This is a genomic window from Ochrobactrum teleogrylli, assembly GCF_037482325.1.
Lineage (GTDB): Bacteria > Pseudomonadota > Alphaproteobacteria > Rhizobiales > Rhizobiaceae > Brucella > Brucella teleogrylli.
This window is the reverse complement of sequence record NZ_JBBHKQ010000001.1, coordinates 2,827,445-2,850,188: the sequence shown is the minus strand read 5'-3', so window position 1 is coordinate 2,850,188 and position 22,744 is coordinate 2,827,445. Positions and strand designations below refer to the sequence as shown.

The window sequence follows — 22,744 nt, the reverse complement described above, 5'->3', positions numbered from 1 at the left end:
CCCGTTCGATTCAATGGTTTCAAGCGGTTAACTTGTCGGCATTTGCGGTCATTGCAAGACAAAATAGATCAAACTTGTCATTGGTAAATAACAAACCGTGTGCGTGTTTTACAAATTCTGGAGATTAACCTGCATCCTTGAACAGCACGCTCTGGTCGAACAGATAGCGGTTGGAGAGCGGCAGACTTGCGGCGCCCATGGCCTTGGCGTGGACGCCCACCTTGCCCTCGATGATCTCCGGGGCGCTGAGGCCTTGCAGGTCGAGGCGGGAAAGTTCGGCCCGCGTCGCTTCGACAATGCGATGGCGAACGCCTTCCGGCAACCATCCATCGATGATGGCCGCAGGAAAATCGATGATCGACGCAGCCGCCACCGCCGCATGGGCAAGCCCCCGCGCGGCAAGTGCGATCCAGGCATCGAGCGGTTCGCCGAAATTGTGCCAGCTTTCGGGCGACAGCCAGAGATCGTCGGACGAAATATTTCTCTCCTGCAACAGCCGCTCCAGCACGAAAAGCGAGGCGGTATCGATCAGCTGCAATGTCGCGCGTCCATCTTCGGCGCTGCGCATGCGCATTGGCATGGAACCGAGCGCACCGGCATTGCCTGTGCGTCCCGGATAAAGCGTGTTGTTCAGCACCACGCCGCCGCCAATGAACGAGCCGATGAAGAAATAGACGAAATCGGTGAATTCCGGCCCGCGCCCGAAGGTGAGTTCCGCGCCACAGGCCGCCGTGCCGTCATTCTGAAGAAACACGGGGAACGGAAAGACCGCGCCGAAATCGTTGACGAGATCGGCATCGAGCCACGCATTCATGTCGGCGGCGGGCGCGCCCACTTCCTCCACCCAGTTCCAGAGTTCAAACGGCAGCGCGATGCCGAGGCCCGCAATGCGATCGCGCTTGTCCGGATCAAGTGCGGCGGTGAAGGCGGTAATGCTGTCAAAGGCGAAACGGCGGATTTCGTTGGGCACCGGCCAGCGATAGGTGATATGCCTGCGTTCGCGGATCGCGCCCAGAAAATCCATCAGGATGATTTCCGCGCTGCGCCGCCCGATCTTGAGGCCGAAGGAAAAAACGCCGTCTGCTGCAAGCCGCATCGGCATGGAGGGCTGGCCGACGCGCCCACGCACGCGCTCGCCTTGCGTAATCAGCCCGTCTTTTTCCAGCGCGCGGATGATGACGGAAACAGTTTGCGCCGAAAGTCCGGTCAGGCGTGCAATATCGGCTCGGGCCAGCGCGCCATGCCTGCGCACAAGCGCCAGAACCAGCCGCTCATTATAAGCGCGGACACCGATCTGGTTGGAACCGCGATTGATACTCGCGCCCGGTTCGGCAAATTTCTGCATTGCAGGGCCGGGCGAGCCTGCCGTGCCGCCCCTTGGCTCGGAAACGTCCTGTTCCGGATGATGCCTGACCATTTTCTCTCCCAGATCCCACGCTTAACACCCAGTTGCATTCTTCGTGATGCCGGTCTGCATCGAGCAATTTCCTGTGCTTCGGTGCTCACGTACTTTTAAGTACGCTCCGCTCCGGTGCTCGAAAATCACTCGTTTCGCCACGGCCTGACGAATTTGCAACTGTAGTGTTAGGGCACGGCGAGGTTCCTAACCCATTCATCGCAGGAGAAAAAGCCTCATTCTGTGGGATATGAAATAAAAACAAAAGCTTAAGCAGCGAGATGCGCGCTTTTTCAACGTGGCGTCGTGTCTCCCTCGGCTCTCTCCTCCGGGGCGAGAGTGACATAGTACATTAATAAATCAAGTGGATTTATTAATTGACTCTGTTTCGAAGCCGTGTTTTGCTTCAACCATGCCGGGGGAAGAAGGACCGGTTTCACTCTGGGAGGAGTTCATGAAGAAGACAGTTCTGTCGGCGGCCTTTGCTGCCTTCACGCTTGGTGTTGCCGCACTTCCAGCGCATGCTGCCGATGTCGGCGCGTGCCTCATCACCAAGACCGACACCAATCCCTTTTTCGTCAAGATGAAGGAAGGCGCTGTCGCCAAGGCCAAGGAGTTGGGCGTCAATCTCAAAACCTATGCGGGCAAGATCGACGGCGATTCCGAAAGTCAGGTCGCGGCCATCGAAACCTGCATCGCCGACGGCGCCAAGGGCATTCTCATCACCGCTTCCGACACCAAGGGCATCGTGCCGACGCTGCAAAAGGCGCGTGACGCGGGTCTTCTGATCATCGCGCTCGACACGCCGCTGGAACCGGCGGATGCGGCAGACGCGACTTTTGCGACGGATAATTTCCTGGCCGGTGAACTGGTCGGAAAATGGGCCGCAGCAGCGCTTGGCGACAAAGCCAAGGATGCGCGCGTCGCTTTCCTCAACCTGACCGCATCACAGCCAAGCGTGGATGTTCTGCGCGATCAGGGTTTTGATGTCGGCTTCGGCATCGACCCGAAAGACAAGAACAAGCTTGGCGACGAGGACGATCCGCGCATCGCCGGTCGCGACCTGACCGACGGCAACGAAGAAGGCGGTCGCCGCGCCATGGAAAACCTTCTCCAGAAGGACCCGAACATCAATGTTGTACACACGATCAACGAACCTGCTGCCGCCGGTGCCTATGAAGCGCTGAAGGCTGTGGGCCGTGAAAAGGATGTGCTGATCGTTTCCATCGATGGCGGCTGCCCCGGCGTGAAAAACGTTGCGGCTGGCGTGATCGGCGCAACCTCGCAGCAATATCCGTTGCAGATGGCGTCGCTCGGCATCGAAGCGATCAAGAAATTTGCCGATACCGGCGAAAAGCCAAAGCCGACGGAAGGCAAAACCTTCGTCGATACGGGCGTGACGCTGGTGACGGACAAGCCTGTCGATGGCGTTCCGTCCATCGATACCAAGACTGCGCTCGACAAGTGCTGGGGCTGATCTTTTGAAATATCGGTCCGGCGGATCGTCAGATTTGCCGGACCGTTCTGCAGCTGAAAGCAGGAGATAATCATGAGTGAGCCAGAGGCGGCTTCCGCTGCACAAAAACCGTCGATGCAGGCGTTTGAAACGACCTTGTCGCAAAGCGCATCCGACGTTGCCTCCTTTGATGCGGGTGACCAGTCGGTGCTTTATCGGATGCGGAATTTCCTGCATCACAATCCGGCAGCCGTGCCGCTGATCGTGCTGGTTCTGTCGCTGGTGGTGTTCGGCGTCACATTGGGCGGCAAATTCTTCTCCGCCTTCGCGCTCACGCTCATTCTCCAGCAGGTCGCCATCACCGGCATCGTGGCCGCAGCGCAAACGCTGGTTATCCTCACCGCCGGTATCGATCTTTCGGTCGGCGCGATCATGGTGCTGTCATCGGTGGTGATGGGCCAGTTCACATTCCGCTATGGCCTGCCAGCCGAGCTTTCCATCGTGCTTGGCTTTGCCACCGGCGCGTTGTGCGGCTTTATCAACGGCTTTCTGGTGGCCTATGTCCGCCTGCCGCCCTTCATCGTCACGCTCGGAATGTGGCAGGTGATTCTGGCCACAAATTTCCTCTATTCGGCCAATGAAACCATCCGCGCGCAGGAAATCACGGCGCAAGCGCCAATCCTGCAATTCTTCGGCGAGAGCATTCGTGTCGGTGGCGCTGTCTTCACCTATGGCGTCATCGCCATGGTGCTTCTGGTGCTGCTGCTCTGGTATGTGCTGAACCACACCGCCTGGGGCCGCCATGTCTATGCCATTGGCGACGATCCGGAGGCGGCAAAGCTGTCGGGCGTTTCGGTCAAACCGATCCTGATGTCCGTCTATGTTCTGGCCGGTATCATCTGCGCTCTGGCCGGTTGGGCGATGATTGGCCGCCTTGGCTCCGTGTCGCCGACTGCAGGCCAGTTCGCCAATATCGAATCCATCACGGCTGTGGTGATCGGCGGCATTTCGCTCTTCGGCGGGCGCGGCTCGATCCTCGGCACCATGTTCGGCGCGCTGATCGTCGGCGTATTTTCGCTTGGCTTGCGCCTGTGGGGCACCGATCCGCAATGGACCTATCTCCTGATCGGCGTTCTCATCATCGCCGCCGTCGCTATCGACCAATGGATCAGAAAGGCTGCCGCATGAAAACCTCGGCTACACCTGTTCTCTCGGCAAAGGGTCTGGTCAAGCGTTACGGGCGCGTTACCGCGCTCGACCATGCCGATTTCGATCTCTATCCGGGCGAAATCCTCGCGGTTATCGGCGACAATGGCGCCGGTAAATCCTCGCTGATCAAGGCGCTGTCTGGCGCGATCAAGCCCGACGAAGGCGAGATCAAGCTCGACGGCAAACCGGTCAGCTTCCATTCGCCGATGGAAGCACGCCATGCGGGCATAGAGACGGTTTATCAGAACCTCGCTTTGTCGCCTGCGCTTTCCATCGCTGACAATCTGTTTCTCGGGCGGGAGATCCGCCGCAAGGGTCCGCTCGGTTCGCTGTTTCGCATGCTGGATCGCAGCGCGATGGAAAAGATCGCCCGCGACAAGCTGACGGAGCTGGGCCTGATGACCATCCAGAATATCGGTCAGGCGGTGGAAACACTGTCCGGCGGCCAGCGTCAGGGCGTTGCCGTGGCGCGCGCTGCCGCTTTCGGGTCCAAGGTCGTGATTATGGATGAGCCGACGGCAGCGCTTGGCGTCAAGGAATCGCGCCGCGTGCTGGAACTGATCCTCGACGTGAAGGCACGGGGCATGCCCATCGTACTCATTTCGCACAACATGCCGCATGTGTTCGAAGTAGCCGATCGGATTCATATTCACCGGCTCGGACGTCGCCTGACGGTGATTGACCCGAAGGAATATTCCATGTCGGACGCTGTGGCTCTGATGACGGGTGCAATGCGACCGAAGGCCGAAGCTGCCTAACTCCCTTGAGCGGGCTGCACGAATCGGGACATCTGTCCGCACGACCACGAAACGGAAACCGGACATGACGCCTATCGACCGCGAAGCCTTGCCTTCAGAAATTCTTGCGCGGCTTTCGAAGGTGGATAGCCGGCTGATTGTCGCCATTGCGGGTCCTCCGGGCGCGGGCAAATCCACCCTCGCGGAGGAACTGTGCATGGCGCTCAACAAGGGCGCTGATGGCCCATCCATCGTCGTGCCGATGGACGGGTTTCACCTTGATGACGTGATTCTCGATCAGCGCGGGTTGCGCAGTCGCAAGGGGTCGCCGCCGACCTTCGATTGCGCCGGTTTTGCCGCCCTGTTGGAACGGCTGAAACATGCACGCGACGAAGTGTTCATTCCTGTGTTCGACCGTTCGCTGGAGCTTTCCCGCGCGGCGGCCTCAGTGGTCGGGCCCGAGCATCGCGTGCTTCTGGTTGAGGGCAATTACCTGCTGCTCGATCAGGAACCATGGTCGGGACTTGCGCCGTTTTTCGACATGACAATCCGTCTCGATGTGCCTTTTCCGGTGCTGGAGCGGCGGTTGATCGACCGCTGGCTCTCTTTTGGTTTCGACGAGGAGACGGCGCGCAGCCGCGCATTGTCCAACGATATTCCGAACGCTAAGCTTGTCGTGAGCCAATCGCGCCAAGCGGAATTTGTCGTCGCGACGGATGGGCGATAACGGGGAATTGCTGTTTTCAAGGCTTGCGAGGATGCGCTTGCGCCTGCATGATGGGACCAATTCGTAGCATTCTGCAATTTCCGATCGGAATAATCCCCAATGACCGATTATGTTTTCGCGCCGCGCCCGCAGCCTATTCTGCCCGTGAAGGGCACGGACGCAGCTTTTCCCGTGCATCGCATCTATTGCGTCGGTCAGAATTATGCCGATCACGCCATTGAAATGGGCGGCGATCCGACCCGCAATCCGCCGTTCTTCTTCCAGAAAAATCCCGACAGTCTGGTGATCAATGGCGGCGATTTTCCCTATCCGCCCAAGACCGAGGATGTGCATCACGAGATCGAGCTTGTGGTCGCATTGAAGACTGGCGGCATCGATATTCCGGTCGAACAGGCGCTGGATCACGTTTATGGCTATGCGGTGGGCATCGACATGACGCGGCGCGACTTGCAAGCGGTCGCCAAGAAGGCCGGTCGCCCGTGGGAAGTCGCCAAGGCATTCGAGCATTCCGCGCCATGCTCTGCCATCGCGCCGGTATCGGATGTCGGCCATCCGCAGTCCGCATCGATTTCGCTGTCCATCAATGGCGAGACGCGCCAGTCTGGCGACCTCAACCAGATGATCTGGAAAGTGGCGGAAACGATCTCCTATCTTTCGTCGCTCTTTGAGCTGCAACCGGGCGATCTTATATTTACAGGCACCCCCGCAGGCGTCGGTCCCGTGCAGCGCGGCGACCACCTTGTGGGCAAGGTGGATGGTGTCGGCAGCTTGTCGGTCACGGTTGCCTGATTTTCTATAAAGCGCATCCCGAAAAGTGGGAACCGGTTTTCGGACAAGATGCGCGTTAAAGCAAAGGACCAGAGCGCCGATCTGATTCAATCAGATCGAAAGGCGCTCTAAGCGGAGGAGACAGAATGAGCACCTATCTTCCCGATGACGTGCATGATGCTTTGGAGCGCGTCATCGCTGAAAAGCATCCGGGTCTGAACCTGACAGAAGCCATAACGCTGATTTTGCGCAAATGGCTGGTCCATGAAGGCTATCTGCCCGCGGCGCCGGAACACGGCACACCGCCGGAAGAACTGAACGCGACCAATGATGATTAGCGCGTCCGATACCACGCCGAAGCAGCAAAGCCTGGGCGACAAGTGACGATGGCCAAGCATTCAAAACAGGGGGCGGGTCGCAAGGCGACGCTCGGCAAACGCCTTTTGATTCTCACGATTCTGGCAATTTTGCTGGTCATCGCGCTCGTCTGGATGAGCATTTATCTGTTCGATCCGAATGGTGGACTGGGCTTCGACGATCTTGGAATATTTGCATTGGATTTCAATGTGATAGATACGATGCTGCCGCGCATTCTCTGAGCGCGTTAATCCTTTTGTTACCATTTGAAATATTCATTTTGGCGCGACCCAGACGTTTAGCGCTTCCGTTTTTCGTCTTTTGCATGGTACAGAACTGTCATCGACCGAAAGAATATTGACTGCAACGGGCTTCCTGGAGGCCGTTAAGCCAAGAGGATCTGGATGGCATTCGAGGACATCAAGGCGGAAATTGCGCTGCTGTTTGAGCAAATGGTGAATCAGCCGCAGGACGCCCATGAAATCCGCGAAACGGTTCGCGAAAAGCTGAATGCGCTCCGTGCGAACGGTTTGCCGCTGCCCGACGATCTGGTCGAGCTTGAAAAACGCATCGAAAAAGATTTCGATTCCTGAGAACGGGTCCAGCCATGCGTTTCGCGCTTTTTTCTTCTGCATCCGCTTCCCTTCTCGGCAAGGGTGTCCTGTTTTTGGGCTGCGCCGTGGCGCTGAGCGCCTGCAACACCACCAATGACGGCAAGCCCGTGAAAACGGCGCTGATTTCCCCAACGGATGCTGCAACGCAGACCCCTGCACCGGGCGCCGCACAGGCGACGGATGCGAAGACTGTTGCCGTGGCCGCCGCTGGCACTGCCGTTCCCGGCGCTGCGGCTTCCCCTGCACCAGTCGCTAATGCCGCTGTCGGCACGACCGCAACGGCCATGGCCGCTGGTCCGGCTGCAACGGGCGGTGCTGCCGCGATTGCCGCTGCCACTACGACGGACGGCGCTGCTGTTCCTGGCGTACCGGCTCCTGGTGTCGAGGCTGTTGCTTCTGCCGAACCGGTTCTGCCTGCCGCCGTTCCTATTCCGGGCGAACGCGGCGTTTCGCAGCCGATGATGGCCTATGCAGGGGCACGTGCCGCCGCTTCGCCTGCCTCGGTTGCCGCCAATATGGCGTTTGAAACGCCGGAGAGCGCGCCGAAAAATCTCGATGCGCTGATTGCCAAATATTCCGTCGCTTATGATGTGCCTGAGCGTCTGGTGCGCCGCGTCGTGCATCGCGAAAGCCGCTTCAATCCCGGTGCGCGCAACGGTCCCTATTGGGGTCTGATGCAGATCAGTCATCCGACCGCACGCGGCATGGGCTATACGGGTGCGCCGAAGGGCTTGCTCGATGCCGAAACCAACCTGAAATATGCCGTTCGCTATCTGTCGGGCGCATATAAGGTTGCGGGTGGCAATGAAAGCCAGGCCGTGCGTTTCTATGCACGCGGCTATTATTACGATGCCAAGCGCAAGGGCATGCTGGAAGAAACCGGCATGGATGGCGGTTTCCGCAACGGTCCGACCCGCGATGCCGCGGCTGCCATCGAACCGGTGTCCCTGCCAAGCGGTTCTTCGGCGCCGCTGCCGGGTGTTGCACCGATCCAGGCGTCCTACACGCCAGCACAATAAGCTTCTCCCGGCGGCGCTTGGTCGCCGGTTTAATTCCCCATATCGACTGGCGCATCGGCCCAAAAATCGGAATCGATTTTTGGAAAGCACAATGCGTTTAACTGTCATCTTGACGCTGCAAAGCGAAGGTAGTTCCCTGTCCGAAGACCGGACAGGGCGAAGATTATGAAGCTGCCACAAACCATCAAATGGCATTACGACAAGGCCGAACTCTGGGCGGATGGTGTTATCCATGTGCTTGGCGTGGCGCTGGCTTTCGCCGGTGCGGTTGCCATGCTGATCTATTTTCTGCCGAACAGTTCCGCAACGACCTCGATTTCGTCCAGTGTCTATCTGGCAAGCCTTCTGGGCGCGCTGGGCATTTCGGCGGTCTATAATATCTGGCCGGTCTCGCCGACCAAATGGTTCCTGCGCCGGTTCGATCATTCGGCCATTTATCTGCTGATTGCCGGAACCTACACGCCCTTCGCGATACATATGGGGGATCGCGCCGTGCCGCTTTTGCTCTTCGTATGGGGCGTGGCTTTCGTCGGCATCATGCTGAAGCTTTTTCTGCCCGGTCGTTTCGACCGGCTGTCGATCCTGCTTTATCTGGCGCTCGGATGGAGTGGCATCATGGTCTACGACACGATTACTCAATCGCTGCCGACGACCGTGTTCTGGCTGATCGCGGCGGGCGGCATTGTCTATTCGCTGGGCGTGATCTTTCACGTCTGGCAGCGGTTGCGTTTCCAGAACGCCATCTGGCATGGCTTTGTCGTGGTTGGGGCGATGCTGCATTATTGTGCGGTGTTTTTTGTCGGTGCCTGGAACTGAAATTCTCAATGGAAGTCTCGCGACTTCGGCATAATCCGCACATTTCTCGGGTGATGCGCCATTTGTGACGGTGCGACGAGGCGTTGCGCCTCGCGCCCGCTCAGATCCATCAGAGCGCTGGAGCGGTCTTCGATCCTGGCCGCCACCAGATGCACCACGCCTTCCGGGCTGCGCTGGATGCGGCCTTCGATGCGGATCAGGCGCGCGCCCATCACCTCACGGCGAAACGCTTTCATGATTTTCGGCCAGACAACGATATTGGCAATGCCGGTCTCATCCTCGATGGTGAGAAACACAACACCCTTCGCGCTGCCGGGGCGCTGGCGCACAGTCACGACGCCCGCCACTTTCATCCGGCGACCATCGGCACCCTCCTGCACGGCGCGACAGGTGGAGACACCTTCTGCCGCCAGCCCTTCGCGCAAATATTGCAGCGGATGCCCTTTCAGCGAAAGCCGGGTCGTCTCGTAATCGGCAATGACATGTTCGGATGCCGCCATTTCGGGCAGCTTCGTGCGCGGCTCTTCCGCCAGTTCGCTGGTGGCGGCGGCCCGGAACAGCGGCAGGGTTTCGTCATTGGGCAGGCGGCGCACGGCCCAAAGTGCTGCGCGGCGGTCGATATCGAGCGAGCCGAAAGCATCGGCATCGGCCAGCGCGGTGAAGGCGCGCCGGTCGAGGCGCAGACGGCGATGCATGTCCTCGATGGTGCGATAAGGCTCATGCCGGTCGGCAAGCAGTAGTTCGGTGTCACGTTTTGAAAAACCGTCGATCTGGCGAAAGCCGAGCCGCACAGCAGGGCGCGGACCGGGAGTGTCTTCCAGAAGATTATCCCATGCACTGAAATTCACATCGACGGGCAGGACCGTCACGTCATGTTCGCGCGCGTCACGCACGATCTGCGCTGGCGCATAAAACCCCATCGGCTGCGAATTGAGCAGGGCGGCGGCAAAGACTTCCGGGTGATGATGCTTGATCCACGCGGAAATATAGACCAGATGCGCAAAGCTGGCCGCATGGCTTTCGGGGAAGCCATATTCACCGAAGCCTTTGATCTGGTTGAAACAATTCTCGGCAAAGGTCCGGTCGTAGCCGCGATTGACCATGCCGTCGATCATCTTTTTCTCCATGGTGTGGATGGTGCCCATCTTGCGGAAAGTCGCCATGGCGCGGCGCAACTGGTTGGCTTCGTCGGGCGTGAATTTCGCCGCTTCGATGGCAATGCGCATCGCCTGTTCCTGAAACAGCGGGACGCCTTTGGTCTTGTCCAATATCTGTTGCAACTCGTCCGGTGGGCCGTGTTCGGGGGCTGGCGACGGCAAGAGGTTGGGCTCCTGTCCGCTTCTTCGTCTCAGATAAGGATGCACCATATCGCCTTGAATCGGGCCGGGGCGCACAATGGCGACCTGAATGACCAGATCGTAAAACTCCTGCGGTTTCAGACGCGGCAGCATGTTCATCTGGGCGCGGCTTTCCACCTGAAACACGCCGAGCGAATCTCCCTTGCAAAGCATGTCATAGACGGCCCTGTCTTCGCGCGGCAGGGTCGCGAGGGTCTGCTTTTGACCGCCATAAAGCTGCGGCTTGTGCTGGTGAATGAGGTCGAAAGCCTTGCGAATGCAGGTGAGCATGCCGAGTGACAGCACATCCACTTTCATCAGCCCCACTTCATCAATGTCATCCTTGTCCCATTCGATGAAATAGCGGTCTTCCATGGCCGCCGGGCCGATGGGCACGGTCTCGTCCAGACGGTCGCGTGTGAGCACAAAGCCCCCCACATGCTGCGACAGATGACGGGGAAAGCCGATCAGCTCTATAGCGAGTTCCACAGCGCGCCGGATGACCGGATTTTCCGGGTCGAGGCCTGCCTGACGAATATGCTCCTTGTCGATGCCGCCGCCGGATATGCCCCAGACCGTATTGGCAAGGGCTGCCGTCACATCTTCCGTCAGGCCCAGCGCCTTGCCCACATCGCGGATCGCGCTGCGGGATCGATAGCTGATGACGGTCGCGACAATCGCCGCACGGTCGGTGGTGTAGCGTTCATACACATATTGCATCACCTCCTCGCGCCGCTCATGCTCGAAATCGACGTCGATATCCGGCGGTTCCTGGCGCTCGGCGGAGATGAAACGCTCGAACAGCAGGTCCACTTCGGTTGGGTCCACACCGGTTATGCCAAGGCAGAAGCAGACGACGGAATTTGCCGCCGAACCGCGCCCCTGACACAAAATCTTTTGTGACTTGGCAAAGAGCACAATGTCATGGACGGTCAGGAAATAGGCCGCATATTGCAGCTTTTCGATCAGCGCCAGTTCCTTGTGGATCAGCGCCTGCACCTTTTCCGGTATGCTACCCACTCCGTAGAACTTGGCAGCGCCCTCCCAGGTAAGGTCGTGCAGATGCTGTTGCGGTGTCTTTCCCGGCGGCACGGGCTCGTCGGGATAATCATATCTCAGCTCGTCGAGCTGGAAGGTGATGGGCGCGATGAAATCGGCGGTCGCGGCAATCGCCTGCGGATATTGGCGGAACAGCCGCACCATTTCCTGCGCTGGTTTCAGATGGCGCTCGGCGTTTTTCTCCAGCAGCCGCCCGGCGGCAAAAACCGTGCTGTGATGGCGGGTTGCCGTCAGCACATCCTGAAGCGCGCGGCGGTTGGGGTGGTGATAGAGTACGTCATTGGTGGCGAGAAGCGGCACACCGGCATCGGCTGCAAAGCGGGCGATGCGTTCGGCCCGGCGTCCATCATGCCCCTGATGTGGCATGGCAAGCGCCAGCCAGATGCAGCCTTGTGCCGCCGTGGCGATTTCCGACAGACGCGCCGGAAAGGCAGGGTCATCCTCTTCCGGGGGCATGACGGCGATCTGAAACTGCCGGGCGCGAAACAGCAGATCGGCCCAGAGCAGATGGCATTCACCCTTGATGGCGGCGCGCCTTTTGCCTTCGGTCAGAAGGCGGCATAATTGCCCATAGGCAGGTCGGTCACGCGGATAGACGACCATATCCGGCGTGCCGTCGATGAAGGACAAGCGGCAGCCGATGAACAGCCGGAAATTGCTTTTGTCGCGAAAATCCTTCCAGGCGGCATGTGCCCGCACCACACCGGCCAGCGTGTTGCGGTCGGCAATGCCGATGCCGGAAAGGCCAAGATCGCGAGCTTGCAGCACCAGTTCCTGCGGGTGCGACGCACCGCACAGGAACGAAAAATTGCTGGCGACAGCCATTTCATAATAAGCGGGTTTTTTCTCGATGTGGGGCATCAGGCAAACAACCCATGCAGGAACCAGCGCGGATGATTGGCGCCGTCATAAAGACCTTCGCGGAAAATCCAGAAACGCTGGCCGTTCACATCTTCCACCCGGTAATAATCGCGCAGTTCCGGTACGTCGTGACCGATGGTAAGCCACCATTCCGGTTCGATCCGCTCTGGTCCTTCGGCAAGGCGAATATGATGGCGGACCCGTCGCCACAGGAAGAATGAGGGCGGACTGTCCGGCACTTCCGCCACGCTTTCGATCAGCTGCGGCGGGCGAAACAGTTTTATGGGGCGCGCTGGCGGGTCACCAGCCAGCGTTGGGCTGCTTTCATAACCGGTCTGGTTTGCGTGGCTGCCATGCAGGGCAGGGCGCAGGCCAAAAGCGCGCTCCGGCATATGCGTATCGCGTGCGAAAGGCACCAGCACGCGGTCCGGCCCCAGACGCGCCGAGAGACGGTCGATCAGCTGGCTGAAGCCGGCATCATCTTCCTCATGCTGGTCCAGCCCGGTCTGGCGTTGTGTGACCGCAGCACTGCGCAAGGCGGCAAGCCTGATCATGTCAAAACCGAAACCGGCATCCAGCGGATCGGTGAGGGCATTAAGCCTTTCACGCGCAAGACGCAGAAAAACCCTGTCATCGCGCAGAGGCTGGCCGGTTTCAATGCGGATATGGCGTATCTCGCCATCGACCCGGAAGAAGGATGCTTCGATCAAAAGCGCGCCTTTGCCTTCCGTCTCAAGCCGGGCGAACAGCTCCTGCGCCAATTCCTGCAAGATGCGCTCCACCAGTTCCATGGCGGTCAGAGGCTCGGACTGGCGGCGCTCTGCCGTTGCGAGCGGCACCATGCGTAGCGGCGAGATGGGCGCGCGCTCCTGCCGTGTCAGGCGACCGAGACGGGTGGCGAGATCGGGACCAAAGCGCGCGGTGAGTGCTGCACGCGGCAGCGCCATCACATCGCCGATGCGTTTCAGGCCCGCGCGCTTGAGGCCGGTTTCAGCGGCATCGGCCAGTTCAAGCGCGGAAAGCGGCAGGCGCGGCAACACGGCATCGGCCTGCGCCTTGTCGAATACGCCGCCTCTGGTGCCACGGGCGAGAAGCCGCGCCGCAAAACTGTTATCGGCAATAGCTGCCCGAACGTGCAGACCGGCGCGCTCGATGCGCTGGATCACATCGGCATGCATGGCGGCCAGTCCGCCGAACAGATGCGCGCAGCCGGTAATGTCCAGCATCAGCCCGTGCGGCGGATCGAAGGCGACAAGTGGCGTATAGCGTTCGCACCAATGGGCCATTTTGTTGAGCAGGGCGGCATCGCGCTCCGGCGCGGCATTGACCACATCAAGCCTTTCCACACGCGCCCGCGCATCGGTCAGCGCCATGCCGGGATAAAGCCCGAGCTTGGCGGCCTTGACGTCGATGGCCGTCAACCGAAGCGCATTGGCGGTGCGCTCGGTAATGACAAGCGGCAGTGCGTCGGACGCTTGCCCGGAGGATGCATCAGATCGCCCGGCGCGGTGCAGCCTGTCCGTCGGCAGGAACGGAAACCACAGCGCCATGAACGCCATAGATGCCGACGCTGCCGCTTCCTTCCCGTTCTCTGATGCCGAATTCAAGGGTTTCATTGTTCCATTCCATGATCCACTGGCCGCATGTGCCATGACGGTTGCGCTCCAGAACGGCCAGGAAGGCCGGTTTTCCGGGCGCATTGGCCCCGCTGGAGCGCGAAGGCGCAGGCGCGACACGCCATCGGCTGACGGCAGCGCTTTGCACGCCGGTGCGATGACTTCGAAGCAGGATGACCGGCAGTTGCGCTGTCTCCGCTGCCAGCAGCAGGCGACGTGAGGCTGTCAGGTCGAGGCATTTCGGCTGGCCGGTTATCGAGGCAACGATGCCGGAGACGAGATGCGAAGCCTTGCCGCCGGTTCCTGCTTCCAGCACATCATTGGCCGCCTTCAGGACATCCTGCGCATTCGGACAGCGCACGATCAGCAACCGGTGCGGGGCGATGCCGAAAGCATGCAGCCCCGGCGGGTAAAGCCCGCCATATTCGCTTGTCGCCGTTTCCTCCTCGATCCAGATGATCGGTCGCTGCTTTTGTGTGGCGCGCAATGCCATGGCGAGCGCAAAGCCGGTCGCCGCCATATGCGCACCGGGATTTTCCGCGAAAACCTCATGCAAGGCATCACCAGCAAGCCCATGCGGAAAGGCTGCGTCCGCTGCCGCGTGGCCAAGCGCGAAACTGTTTTCGCGTCCGAAACCGGCAGCTGTATCGCCAGCAAAATTTCCTTGCGGATCGTTGCCTTCAATGGCGGTAACCATGCGCCGCAACGTCGCGATGTCGATGCCGCTCACGTCAAAAATCCTGTAATCTGTCTGTGTTTGTTGGCGCGGTTCCGGAGACAGGAACCGTCATTGTTCTCTATTTGTTCTAGTATTGAATCGACTCTGAAAAGAGTCAAGCAGGGAAACGTTCGATCCCTGTGGGCGCGTCGGATTCTTCAAGGAACAAGAAAATTCAGGACAAAGAAAAACGCCCTCCGATGAGAAGGGCGTTTCCAAAACGGTAGACCTTAGGCCGTTGAGATTCTGGCGCGGTGAGCCGAAAATGGTGGGCCTCGAGAACCGGCGCGCAGCGTACTTAAAGGTACGGGAGCACCGGAAGCGCAGAAAACTGCCATTTGCAGGCCAGCAGAGCCTGAAGATCAATGCCTAACGGCGGTCGCGGGCAGCCAGCGTACGCAACCGCAGCGCGTTGAGCTTGATGAAGCCTGCTGCGTCTTTCTGGTCGTAAGCGCCCTGATCGTCTTCGAAGGTCACGAGCTTGTCGGAATAAAGCGACTTGTCCGACTCGCGACCGATCACCATCACATTGCCCTTGTAGAGCTTGAGGGTGACTTCGCCTTCGACGTTCTTCTGGCTGAGATCGATTGCGGCCTGCAGCATTTCGCGCTCCGGCGAGAACCAGAAGCCGTAATAGATCAGCTCCGCATAGCGCGGCATCAGTTCGTCCTTGAGGTGAGCAGCGCCACGGTCGAGCGTGATCGATTCGATGGCGCGGTGGGCCGCCAGCAGGATCGTGCCGCCGGGCGTTTCGTAGACGCCGCGCGATTTCATGCCGACGAAGCGGTTTTCCACGAGGTCGAGACGACCGATGCCGTTGTCGCGGCCATATTCGTTAAGCTTGGCAAGAAGCGTTGCAGGCGAAAGACGCTGGCCATTGATCGAAACGGCATCGCCCTTTTCAAAGCCGATCTTGATGATCGTTGCCTTGTCGGGAGCTGTTTCCGGCGAAATGGTGCGCATATGCACATATTCCGGCGCCTCGACAGCCGGATCTTCCAGAACCTTGCCCTCGGACGAGGAGTGCAGCAGGTTGGCGTCCACGGAGAACGGCGCTTCGCCCTTCTTGTCCTTGGCAACCGGAATCTGATGCTGTTCGGCGAATTCGAGCAGATGCGTGCGGCTCTTGAACGACCAGTCGCGCCACGGCGCGATGATCTTGATGTCCGGGTTCAGCGCATAGGCCGAAAGCTCGAAACGAACCTGATCGTTGCCCTTACCGGTTGCGCCATGCGCAATGGCGTCGGCGCCGGTCTTTTTGGCAATCTCGATGAGATGCTTGGAGATCAGAGGACGGGCAATCGAGGTGCCGAGCAGATAAACGCCTTCATAGACGGCATTGGCGCGGAACATCGGGAAAACGAAATCGCGCACGAATTCTTCGCGCACGTCCTCAATGAAGATTTCCTTGATGCCCAGCATTTCCGCTTTCTTGCGTGCCGGTTCAAGTTCTTCGCCCTGACCCAGATCAGCGGTGAAAGTCACGACTTCCGCGCCGAGTTCCGTCTGAAGCCATTTCAGGATGATCGAGGTGTCGAGACCGCCCGAATAGGCGAGCACGACTTTCTTAACGTCTTTCCACTTGCTCATAGTCAACTTCCGATACGATGGATGACCCATTGTCCGCTCGGGGAGAGCATCCGCAGGGCTTGGGAATTGGATGTTGCTGTCCTTTTATCAGTTGCTAGGCGACGTGCAAGCCGGATGGCTGCGACTTATCGAAAAGACCCGAGAATCCAGTAGCGGCGAGATTTGATTCGCGTTAGAGCATTTCCAGCAAAAGTGCGAAGCGGTTTTGCGTCGGATAATGCTCAAAACAAACGGGATAGAGCGGTTCCGACGATTCGGTCAAAACAGGAACCGCTCTATCTTGCCGCGAATTTTCGGAGCTTTTCGCATGTCGTTCCTGACAAACCTGACCTTCATTCCCGAATGGACCATTTTCGTCCAGTTCGCGATTGCAACCGCCATTCTTTCCATCACACCCGGCCCGGATATGACGCTGTTCGTCGGACGGGCCTTGTCTGAAGGCAAGGCAGCCGGTTTCGCCTGCATGGCTGGCGCAAGCACCGGCATCGTCATCCACACCACCATGGTGGCGCTGGGTCTTTCGGCGCTGATTATCGCTTCTCCGGCTGCCTTCACCGTGCTGAAGGTTGTGGGTGCGGGCTATCTCGTCTGGCTCGCCGTACAGGCAATCCGCAAGGGTTCGGCGTTTTCGCCGGAAAAGAACGGCGGTAAGAAGCATACGCTGGTTCAGAACTGGGCAACCGGGCTTGGCATCAATCTGCTCAACCCGAAGATCATTCTGTTCAACATGACCTTCCTGCCGCAGTTCGTTTCCGTAACGGACCCGCATGCAATGGGCAAATTGTTCTTTCTCGGCCTGTCCTTCATCCCGCTGGCGCTGCCCTTCACCATTCCGATGGTGGTCGCAGCCGACCGGTTTGCGGGCCTCCTGAAGAAGAACCCGACGGCCACGCGCATTGTGGATTGGTTGTTTGCGGGCGTGTTTTCGGCTTTCGCCCTGAAAATCATCACCGCGCAGGCGAAATAACCTGATGTCTACCCAGCCGGGCGGTCGGAAAGCCGTCCGGCATTGCGGCCTGCAATCAGCCAGTAGATGAAGCCGCCGACAATGCCCGCACCGACGAAGGCTGCGATCCAGAGCGGCATTTCCGGCCAGTCGTCTGATCCGCGAAACGGAATAGCGGTTCCCGCGGTTCCAAGACCGATGATGGCACCCACAACGCAATAAAACACCGACGAGCGATAACCGCGTGCTTCGGCAAGCAGAATGACGATGGCCGCTGGCAGGAAGCTGATGCCGCCTGCCAGCATGGCCACGATGAAACCGCCGACGAAAACGCTGCTCCAGAAGCTGGTTGTGGCCCAAAGGCTGGCGGCTTCCGTATTGCCTGCCCCGGCCATCATCGCGAAATCGTCCATCAGCGCATCAACGCCGATGCTGCGAAACAGGATTGCCGCCAGAAACCAACCGGTTGCCAGCAAGCCGCAGCAATAGCCAAAAAGAATAACGACGAAGCGCATTATGTAGTCGAATGTATCGTTCATGCGCGCTCGCTTTATCGGGTTATTCGCCCTGTTTATTCGCCGTGTCCGGCGATCATCATGGCTTCCAGCGCAAGGCGTTCGCTCTTGCGCATACGCTCGGATTCCGACTTCAGCTGACCGCAGGCGGCGAGAATGTCGCGACCACGCGGCGTGCGGATCGGCGAGGCATAACCGGCTGCATTGACGTAATCGGCAAAACGTTCGATCTGCTCCCAGTCCGAGCACTGGTAGTTGGTGCCGGGCCATGGATTGAACGGAATGAGATTGATCTTGGCCGGAATGCCCTGCAACAGCTTCACCAGAAGCTTGGCGTCTTCCAGGCTGTCGTTGATGTCCTTCAGCATCACATATTCGAATGTGATGCGCTTGGCATTCGACAGGCCGGGATATTCGCGGCAAGCCTTGATGAGCTGCTCCAGCGGATATTTCTTGTTGATCGGCACCAGAATGTCGCGCAACTCGTCGCGCACGGCATGCAGAGAAATGGCGAGCATCACGCCGATTTCATCGCCGGTGCGGTAGATTTCAGGCACCACGCCGGAGGTCGAAAGCGTGATGCGACGCTTGGAAAGCGACAGGCCATCACCATCGGAGGCGATGATCAGAGCCTTCTTCACTTCCTCGAAATTATAGAGCGGCTCGCCCATGCCCATCATCACGATATTGGTGATCTTGCGGCCTTCGGCGGGCACCATGGCACCGTCGGGCGTGTCCTTGTCCGGAAAATCGCCGAGCCGGTCGCGGGCGGTCAGAAGCTGTGCCAGAATTTCTTCCGAAGTCAGATTGCGCACCAGCTTCTGCGTGCCGGTATGGCAAAACGAGCAGGTCAGCGTGCAGCCGACCTGGCTGGAAACGCACAGCGTACCGCGACCTTCTTCGGGAATATAGACGCTTTCGATCTCGACCGGACGACCAGCACCCCGCGGCGGAAATCGGAACAGCCACTTGCGGGTGCCGTCCTGCGAAATCTGCTCTTCGACCACTTCCGGGCGCGCAATGGTGAAATGCTGCGCCAGAATGGCGCGCAAATCCTTGGAAATATTTCGCATATCGGCGAAATCGGAAACGCCGCGCACATAGAGCCAGTGCCAGAGCTGGCTGATGCGCATCTTCACCTGACGTTCCGGCACGCCAGCCTTGACGAGCGCTTCGGCCATTTCCTCGCGCGACATGCCGATGAGCGACGGCTTTGCGTCCAGATTGGCGCGCACATGGCGGGCAAGCTGGTCGCGCGTATCATCAATGGTAAGATCGAACGAAATAGACATCTGTTTTCAACTGTTAAAGGGCGACCGCGATGACGCGCGCCGATCAATTTGGGCCCGATTGCCCTTATTGCGAGGATATATGGGCTCTGTCATCTGCATATGCGAGCCTTGTTTCGCGCGCTCTTAGCATAGATTAAGGCGTCCGTCATCCCGTTCGATCATCCCGGCAGTTATGCAGAATTGCCGGAACAGGCACAAAGAAAAAGCCGAAGCACAGGCTCCGGCTTTGAAAAAGCAGTCCGTATCCGACGAAATGTCGCTTACTTGCAGTTCTGGATCGCGGCAAGCGCTGCCGAAACACCCTTCAGCGAATAGGTGTAATTGGTCTTGGTGCCGCGCTTCGACTGCGCTTCGACCTTGAGATCCTGACCGGACTTCATGGCTGCGATGAGCTTCGGCTCTTCGGCGGCGTTTTCCATCCAGCCCGACTTGCCGTTCACGAACATGGTGAAGCGGTTGCTGCCGACGCTGACGGTAACTTTGGCATTGGGGTTCAGATCGTAACCGGCCATGAACTGCGGCTCGAACGAGATGTTCTGGCCCGGCTTCTGGCTGATCAGGAAGAAATTGTCACCGTGATCGACCGAGGCCGGGGCCTTCACAGTCGGAACGGAGAGGACATAGCAAACCTTGCCGTTGCCCGCCTTGTAGCTATAGGCGCCCCAGGCGTCGAACTGTTTAATCTGGGTCGGTGTCTGGGCGAGGGCCGAGCCCGCCATTGCAATCGTAAACACCGAAGCCGCGACGATCGATTTTCCAAGCATGGTCTTTTACCGGTTCTCTTTCGTTTGCTTCAAACTCGAATATCGGGATGCCGCCGTTCAACACGCCGCCCCGCTCAGTTGCCGATTAAAGTGCCTTAATCTGGGTTACCAAACGGTGAAGTTTTGAAAGAAAACTTGAACGAGCAAGGGCTGGTGGCCATCCTGTGCTCAACTTCAATGCAAAGAAAGCGGCTGGAATATGACAGGAGGGGAGTAGGGCAGTAGGGGAATAAGGGAATAGGGAATTGTTTAACTTCACAATTAAGCGAGCATCCTTACTCCCTTACTCCCTTACTCCCTTACTCCCTTACTCCCTTACCTTCTTCCAACGCCTGACGCGCTGCCAGCCGGTGCGCGGGCGTGATATGCGTGCGCACGGCGGTAAGAGCCGCCATCAGCACGGCGACGTCGTCGGTAAAGCCGATGCCGACCAGCATGTCGGGGATAATGTCGAAGGGCAGCACGAAATAGGCGAGCGCCGCCATCAGGGTCATGCGCACGCGTGTCGGCGTGTTCTGGTCGAGCGCGCAATAATAGGCGGCCACCACTTCATCCATGAAGGGCACCATGCGCCCAGCGCGGCGCGCGGCCTTCCAGAAACCTTGCTTCACCCGTTCGCTGCGTTTCTTGAAATCGCTTTCGCTGCCGGGTTCAAGGATTTCACCAATTTTGACGCTATCCATCGTCGTGCAAACTCCTGTCAGTCAGATGTCGGCGTGAACAGAGCCGAAAATGACACGACCGAAAATGGGGGCAATCGACCCGGTTTTCAAGTTTTTGCTCGTTCAAGGCAGGAAGCATCCTGCAAGAACCATCAGCTACAACGGCCATGCCAAATCAAAGGAATATAGGTCCGGCCAGCCCAAGGTCAGTTTTGGGCTGGGTCAGCTTCTTGATCTGATTGAATGGAGACTGTTCATGCATCTTACCGGCTATGGAGAGAACTTTGTCCGTGCTGACCGGACAAGTCAGTTCTATCGCGGAAACCAGCTCGCATCGGCGCAGGATTTGAGCGACCACATCAATGTCGATGTGAAAGACAATGTTTGCTACGACGCGACGGCCTATATGCGCTTTCTTCTGGGGGCAGGCATTTCCGAGCATACCTTGCGCGGAACCTCCGGGCAAAACTGGATTCCGCTGCTGAATTTCCGTGCCGGAGAGCAATGGAACGGCTATTCCGCCATCACCTATGGCCGCGCCATCGGTTTCTACGACGTCAGAGCCGGGCATATTTTCCATTCGGCCATTGCAGTCGGCGATGTCTTTATCCGCAGCATCAATGGCGGCGCGCTCGGCCAGAACTGGGGCGATCGCGTCGATCTGACCAAAGCGCTGCCCTATTCGTGCCGAAACCGCGACGGCAGCTTCACTTATCAGAAGAAGAATATTATGGTTTATATTTCAAAGGTTTAAGAGCCTGTTCCAAAAGTCGCCCTGTGTGGCTGCAAATGGCAATTTTCTACATTCCGGTGCTCACGTACCTTGAGTACGCTCCGCTCCGGTACTCGAAAATCACCATTTTCGCACACACATGCCGCGTTTTGATTCAGGCTCTAAGGCACAGCTATCGCGTTCATCTTGCGCGCCATCTTGATGTCCAGCTCGGTAACGCCATTTTCGCTATGGGTCGCAAGCGTGACATCAACGCGATTATAAACGTTGAACCATTCTGGATGATGGTCGAGTTTTTCGGCATAAAGTGCCGCCCGTGTCATGAAGCCGAAGGCAGCGCTGAAATCCTTGAACTTGAAGCTCTTGGTGATCGCCTCGCGATCCTCCAACTTCTGCCAGCCATCCAGTTCGGCCAGCGCCTGTTTCAGTTCGTCTTCGGTCAACCGGTTGCGTGCCATCATCTTTCGCCTATGTTGCGGTTCTCGAACTAACTTATCATGAGCGCGAGGGTTCCGTGACCATAGAGAAACCGACCAGCATTCTTTTCATCTGCGCGGGCAATATCTGCCGTTCGCCGCTCGCCGAAGGCGTGATGGGGCAGGTGCTTGAAGCACGCGGCATTCGCGATGTGCTGATCGATTCGGCGGGCACCAACGGTTATCACACCGGCGAAGCGCCAGATGAGCGTTCGGTGCGCGTGGCAGCCGGGCACGGGCTTGATATTTCCGCGCAGCGTTGCCGTCAGCTGACTGCGGGAGATTTCAGCCGCTTTGATCTCATCCTCGGCATGGACCGTTACAACATGCGGATGATCGCCGAGCGCAAGCCCGGCAATGTTGCAGCCCGCATCGGATTGTTCACCGAGATTGCAGAGGGAAAGCCGGTCGAAATCCCCGATCCCTATTATGGTGGCATCGGGGATTTCGAGCTGGTTTACCGGATGGTTCTGGCTTCCTCGAAAGCATTGGCCGACCAGTTCTGGCTGGAACGGGCCACCAAAGGCCACGCTTCCTCGACGATGTAAGGTCCGCCGCCCACGGAATCGCGCGACGACATCAGCACGAAACGCCCCACCTTGAAGGGTAGGGTCGCGAAATTGCCGCGCGAGGAGAGGTAATGCACCACATCATCGATGCGGGCATTCCGAAGACGCGCCAGGGTCACATGGGGAGTGAATTTGCGCGGATCGGCGGGAATGTGCAGTCTCTGGCAGATGCGTTCGATTTCCGCCTGCAATGCGTTGAGTTCAGGCGAGGGGGATACACCCGCATAAATGCTGTGCGGCTTTTTGGAGCCGAAAGCATTGACGCCTGACAGGTTGAGCATGAATTCGGGTCGCCGTACGCGGTCGAGCGCATTGGCGATCTCGTCGGCCACATGGCCTTCCACATCTCCGATAAAACGCAGCGTTATGTGGTAGTTTTCGACATCAATCCAGCGTGCGCCGGGGAGACCGCCTCGCAATAATGACAGCGAGAGCGCAGCATCGCGCGGGATTTCGAGGGCAGTGAAAAGACGCGGCATAAGGCATCCTCCTCGAAGCGTTCTGTGT

The 22,744-nt window shown here is 58.6% G+C and carries 24 protein-coding genes; 13 read left to right on the top strand and 11 right to left on the bottom strand.

The window, feature by feature from the left end:
- Positions 1-124: 124 nt before the first annotated feature.
- Complete coding sequence (locus WIX40_RS13330) at positions 125-1,417, bottom strand: ROK family transcriptional regulator (RefSeq protein WP_371834133.1); 1,293 nt, start codon at positions 1,415-1,417, stop codon at positions 125-127.
- Positions 1,418-1,850: 433 nt separating this feature from the next.
- Here WIX40_RS13330 and WIX40_RS13325 point away from each other — a divergent pair, with 433 nt between their 5' ends.
- From WIX40_RS13325 to trhA, 10 genes are all read left to right on the top strand, one after another.
- Positions 1,851-2,873 carry a sugar ABC transporter substrate-binding protein gene (locus WIX40_RS13325; RefSeq protein WP_109368109.1) on the top strand — a complete coding sequence of 341 codons (1,023 nt, stop codon included), beginning with the start codon at positions 1,851-1,853 and terminating at the stop codon, positions 2,871-2,873.
- Between the two features lie 72 nt (positions 2,874-2,945).
- Positions 2,946-4,040: an ABC transporter permease gene (locus WIX40_RS13320; protein ID WP_339440162.1), complete on the top strand. Its 1,095-nt coding sequence runs from the start codon at positions 2,946-2,948 to the stop codon at positions 4,038-4,040.
- Positions 4,037-4,819 carry an ATP-binding cassette domain-containing protein gene (locus WIX40_RS13315; protein ID WP_339440160.1) on the top strand — a complete coding sequence of 261 codons (783 nt, stop codon included), beginning with the start codon at positions 4,037-4,039 and terminating at the stop codon, positions 4,817-4,819. The genes WIX40_RS13320 and WIX40_RS13315 overlap by 4 nt, the downstream gene beginning before the upstream one ends.
- Positions 4,820-4,883: 64 nt before the next feature.
- Positions 4,884-5,525 (top strand): nucleoside/nucleotide kinase family protein, encoded by a 642-nt coding sequence (locus WIX40_RS13310; RefSeq protein ID WP_339440158.1) that lies wholly within the window; start codon positions 4,884-4,886, stop codon positions 5,523-5,525.
- A gap of 99 nt (positions 5,526-5,624) precedes the next feature.
- Positions 5,625-6,314, top strand: coding sequence for a fumarylacetoacetate hydrolase family protein (locus WIX40_RS13305; RefSeq protein WP_109368113.1), 690 nt, complete (start codon positions 5,625-5,627; stop codon positions 6,312-6,314).
- 125 nt (positions 6,315-6,439) lie between these two features.
- On the top strand, positions 6,440-6,631 hold the full coding sequence (locus WIX40_RS13300; RefSeq protein ID WP_140024494.1) for a hypothetical protein: 192 nt from the start codon (positions 6,440-6,442) through the stop codon (positions 6,629-6,631).
- A gap of 48 nt (positions 6,632-6,679) precedes the next feature.
- Positions 6,680-6,892 carry a hypothetical protein gene (locus tag WIX40_RS13295; RefSeq protein ID WP_339440156.1) on the top strand — a complete coding sequence of 71 codons (213 nt, stop codon included), beginning with the start codon at positions 6,680-6,682 and terminating at the stop codon, positions 6,890-6,892.
- 162 nt (positions 6,893-7,054) lie between these two features.
- A complete protein-coding gene (locus WIX40_RS13290; RefSeq protein WP_078339953.1) occupies positions 7,055-7,243 on the top strand; it encodes a hypothetical protein in 189 nt (62 codons plus the stop codon).
- A 14-nt stretch (positions 7,244-7,257) separates the two neighbouring features.
- A complete protein-coding gene (locus tag WIX40_RS13285; RefSeq protein WP_339440154.1) occupies positions 7,258-8,283 on the top strand; it encodes a transglycosylase SLT domain-containing protein in 1,026 nt (341 codons plus the stop codon).
- Between the two features lie 165 nt (positions 8,284-8,448).
- Positions 8,449-9,099, top strand: coding sequence for a PAQR family membrane homeostasis protein TrhA (gene trhA, locus WIX40_RS13280; RefSeq protein ID WP_339440152.1), 651 nt, complete (start codon positions 8,449-8,451; stop codon positions 9,097-9,099).
- A gap of 5 nt (positions 9,100-9,104) precedes the next feature.
- Here trhA and WIX40_RS13275 read toward each other — a convergent pair whose 3' ends face one another.
- The 4 genes from WIX40_RS13275 to WIX40_RS13260 form a co-directional block, all read right to left on the bottom strand.
- Positions 9,105-12,356 carry an error-prone DNA polymerase gene (locus WIX40_RS13275; protein WP_339440150.1) on the bottom strand — a complete coding sequence of 1,084 codons (3,252 nt, stop codon included), beginning with the start codon at positions 12,354-12,356 and terminating at the stop codon, positions 9,105-9,107.
- Entirely contained in the window at positions 12,356-13,807 is a 1,452-nt protein-coding gene (locus WIX40_RS13270; RefSeq protein ID WP_339441026.1) for a Y-family DNA polymerase, read from the bottom strand. The genes WIX40_RS13275 and WIX40_RS13270 overlap by 1 nt, the downstream gene beginning before the upstream one ends.
- A 40-nt stretch (positions 13,808-13,847) precedes the next feature.
- Positions 13,848-14,702: an ImuA family protein gene (locus WIX40_RS13265; RefSeq protein ID WP_339440148.1), complete on the bottom strand. Its 855-nt coding sequence runs from the start codon at positions 14,700-14,702 to the stop codon at positions 13,848-13,850.
- A 357-nt stretch (positions 14,703-15,059) separates the two neighbouring features.
- Entirely contained in the window at positions 15,060-16,280 is a 1,221-nt protein-coding gene (locus tag WIX40_RS13260; RefSeq protein ID WP_339440146.1) for an argininosuccinate synthase, read from the bottom strand.
- A 307-nt stretch (positions 16,281-16,587) separates the two neighbouring features.
- On the opposite strand from WIX40_RS13260, the gene WIX40_RS13255 reads away from it, so the two are divergent.
- On the top strand, positions 16,588-17,247 hold the full coding sequence (locus tag WIX40_RS13255) for a LysE family translocator (protein WP_339440144.1): 660 nt from the start codon (positions 16,588-16,590) through the stop codon (positions 17,245-17,247).
- Between the two features lie 8 nt (positions 17,248-17,255).
- Here the strand turns inward: WIX40_RS13255 and WIX40_RS13250 are convergent, their stop codons facing one another.
- The 4 genes from WIX40_RS13250 to WIX40_RS13235 all read right to left on the bottom strand — a co-directional run bounded on the left by WIX40_RS13250 (position 17,256) and on the right by WIX40_RS13235 (position 20,480).
- A complete protein-coding gene (locus tag WIX40_RS13250) occupies positions 17,256-17,765 on the bottom strand; it encodes a hypothetical protein (protein WP_140024488.1) in 510 nt (169 codons plus the stop codon).
- Between the two features lie 32 nt (positions 17,766-17,797).
- A complete protein-coding gene (rlmN, locus tag WIX40_RS13245; protein WP_339440143.1) occupies positions 17,798-19,033 on the bottom strand; it encodes a dual-specificity RNA methyltransferase RlmN in 1,236 nt (411 codons plus the stop codon).
- 260 nt (positions 19,034-19,293) lie between these two features.
- Entirely contained in the window at positions 19,294-19,797 is a 504-nt protein-coding gene (locus WIX40_RS13240; protein ID WP_113533733.1) for an invasion associated locus B family protein, read from the bottom strand.
- Between the two features lie 299 nt (positions 19,798-20,096).
- Complete coding sequence (locus WIX40_RS13235) at positions 20,097-20,480, bottom strand: YkvA family protein (RefSeq protein ID WP_109368122.1); 384 nt, start codon at positions 20,478-20,480, stop codon at positions 20,097-20,099.
- 49 nt (positions 20,481-20,529) lie between these two features.
- Between WIX40_RS13235 and WIX40_RS13230 the strand changes: the two genes are divergently transcribed.
- Positions 20,530-21,213 (top strand): hypothetical protein, encoded by a 684-nt coding sequence (locus WIX40_RS13230; RefSeq protein WP_339440141.1) that lies wholly within the window; start codon positions 20,530-20,532, stop codon positions 21,211-21,213.
- 140 nt (positions 21,214-21,353) lie between these two features.
- On the opposite strand, the gene WIX40_RS13225 is transcribed toward WIX40_RS13230, so the two are convergent.
- Positions 21,354-21,650 carry a 4a-hydroxytetrahydrobiopterin dehydratase gene (locus WIX40_RS13225; RefSeq protein WP_109368123.1) on the bottom strand — a complete coding sequence of 99 codons (297 nt, stop codon included), beginning with the start codon at positions 21,648-21,650 and terminating at the stop codon, positions 21,354-21,356.
- A gap of 56 nt (positions 21,651-21,706) precedes the next feature.
- Between WIX40_RS13225 and WIX40_RS13220 the strand changes: the two genes are divergently transcribed.
- A complete protein-coding gene (locus WIX40_RS13220; protein ID WP_339440140.1) occupies positions 21,707-22,216 on the top strand; it encodes a low molecular weight protein-tyrosine-phosphatase in 510 nt (169 codons plus the stop codon).
- Here the strand turns inward: WIX40_RS13220 and thpR are convergent.
- Positions 22,126-22,716 (bottom strand): RNA 2',3'-cyclic phosphodiesterase, encoded by a 591-nt coding sequence (gene thpR / locus WIX40_RS13215; protein ID WP_109368125.1) that lies wholly within the window; start codon positions 22,714-22,716, stop codon positions 22,126-22,128. The two genes, WIX40_RS13220 and thpR, sit on opposite strands and share 91 nt — an antisense overlap.
- Positions 22,717-22,744 lie beyond the last annotated feature (28 nt).

Excerpts from the sequence above, each read along its gene's own strand:
- WIX40_RS13235 (WP_109368122.1), bottom strand. The coding sequence starts at position 20,480 with ATGGATAGCGTCAAAATTGGTGAAATCCTTGAACCCGGCAGCGAAAGC.
- WIX40_RS13295 (WP_339440156.1), top strand. The coding sequence starts at position 6,680 with ATGGCCAAGCATTCAAAACAGGGGGCGGGTCGCAAGGCGACGCTCGGC.
- WIX40_RS13255 (WP_339440144.1), top strand. The coding sequence starts at position 16,588 with ATGTCGTTCCTGACAAACCTGACCTTCATTCCCGAATGGACCATTTTC.
- WIX40_RS13300 (WP_140024494.1), top strand. The coding sequence starts at position 6,440 with ATGAGCACCTATCTTCCCGATGACGTGCATGATGCTTTGGAGCGCGTC.
- WIX40_RS13330 (WP_371834133.1), bottom strand. The coding sequence starts at position 1,417 with ATGGTCAGGCATCATCCGGAACAGGACGTTTCCGAGCCAAGGGGCGGC.
- WIX40_RS13240 (WP_113533733.1), bottom strand. The coding sequence starts at position 19,797 with ATGCTTGGAAAATCGATCGTCGCGGCTTCGGTGTTTACGATTGCAATG.
- WIX40_RS13320 (WP_339440162.1), top strand. The coding sequence starts at position 2,946 with ATGAGTGAGCCAGAGGCGGCTTCCGCTGCACAAAAACCGTCGATGCAG.
- WIX40_RS13260 (WP_339440146.1), bottom strand. The coding sequence starts at position 16,280 with ATGAGCAAGTGGAAAGACGTTAAGAAAGTCGTGCTCGCCTATTCGGGC.
- WIX40_RS13225 (WP_109368123.1), bottom strand. The coding sequence starts at position 21,650 with ATGGCACGCAACCGGTTGACCGAAGACGAACTGAAACAGGCGCTGGCC.
- WIX40_RS13325 (WP_109368109.1), top strand. The coding sequence starts at position 1,851 with ATGAAGAAGACAGTTCTGTCGGCGGCCTTTGCTGCCTTCACGCTTGGT.
- WIX40_RS13275 (WP_339440150.1), bottom strand. The coding sequence starts at position 12,356 with ATGCCCCACATCGAGAAAAAACCCGCTTATTATGAAATGGCTGTCGCC.
- WIX40_RS13290 (WP_078339953.1), top strand. The coding sequence starts at position 7,055 with ATGGCATTCGAGGACATCAAGGCGGAAATTGCGCTGCTGTTTGAGCAA.
- trhA (WP_339440152.1), top strand. The coding sequence starts at position 8,449 with ATGAAGCTGCCACAAACCATCAAATGGCATTACGACAAGGCCGAACTC.
- WIX40_RS13315 (WP_339440160.1), top strand. The coding sequence starts at position 4,037 with ATGAAAACCTCGGCTACACCTGTTCTCTCGGCAAAGGGTCTGGTCAAG.
- WIX40_RS13305 (WP_109368113.1), top strand. The coding sequence starts at position 5,625 with ATGACCGATTATGTTTTCGCGCCGCGCCCGCAGCCTATTCTGCCCGTG.
- WIX40_RS13250 (WP_140024488.1), bottom strand. The coding sequence starts at position 17,765 with ATGAACGATACATTCGACTACATAATGCGCTTCGTCGTTATTCTTTTT.
- WIX40_RS13285 (WP_339440154.1), top strand. The coding sequence starts at position 7,258 with ATGCGTTTCGCGCTTTTTTCTTCTGCATCCGCTTCCCTTCTCGGCAAG.
- rlmN (WP_339440143.1), bottom strand. The coding sequence starts at position 19,033 with ATGTCTATTTCGTTCGATCTTACCATTGATGATACGCGCGACCAGCTT.
- thpR (WP_109368125.1), bottom strand. The coding sequence starts at position 22,716 with ATGCCGCGTCTTTTCACTGCCCTCGAAATCCCGCGCGATGCTGCGCTC.
- WIX40_RS13310 (WP_339440158.1), top strand. The coding sequence starts at position 4,884 with ATGACGCCTATCGACCGCGAAGCCTTGCCTTCAGAAATTCTTGCGCGG.
- WIX40_RS13230 (WP_339440141.1), top strand. The coding sequence starts at position 20,530 with ATGACACGACCGAAAATGGGGGCAATCGACCCGGTTTTCAAGTTTTTG.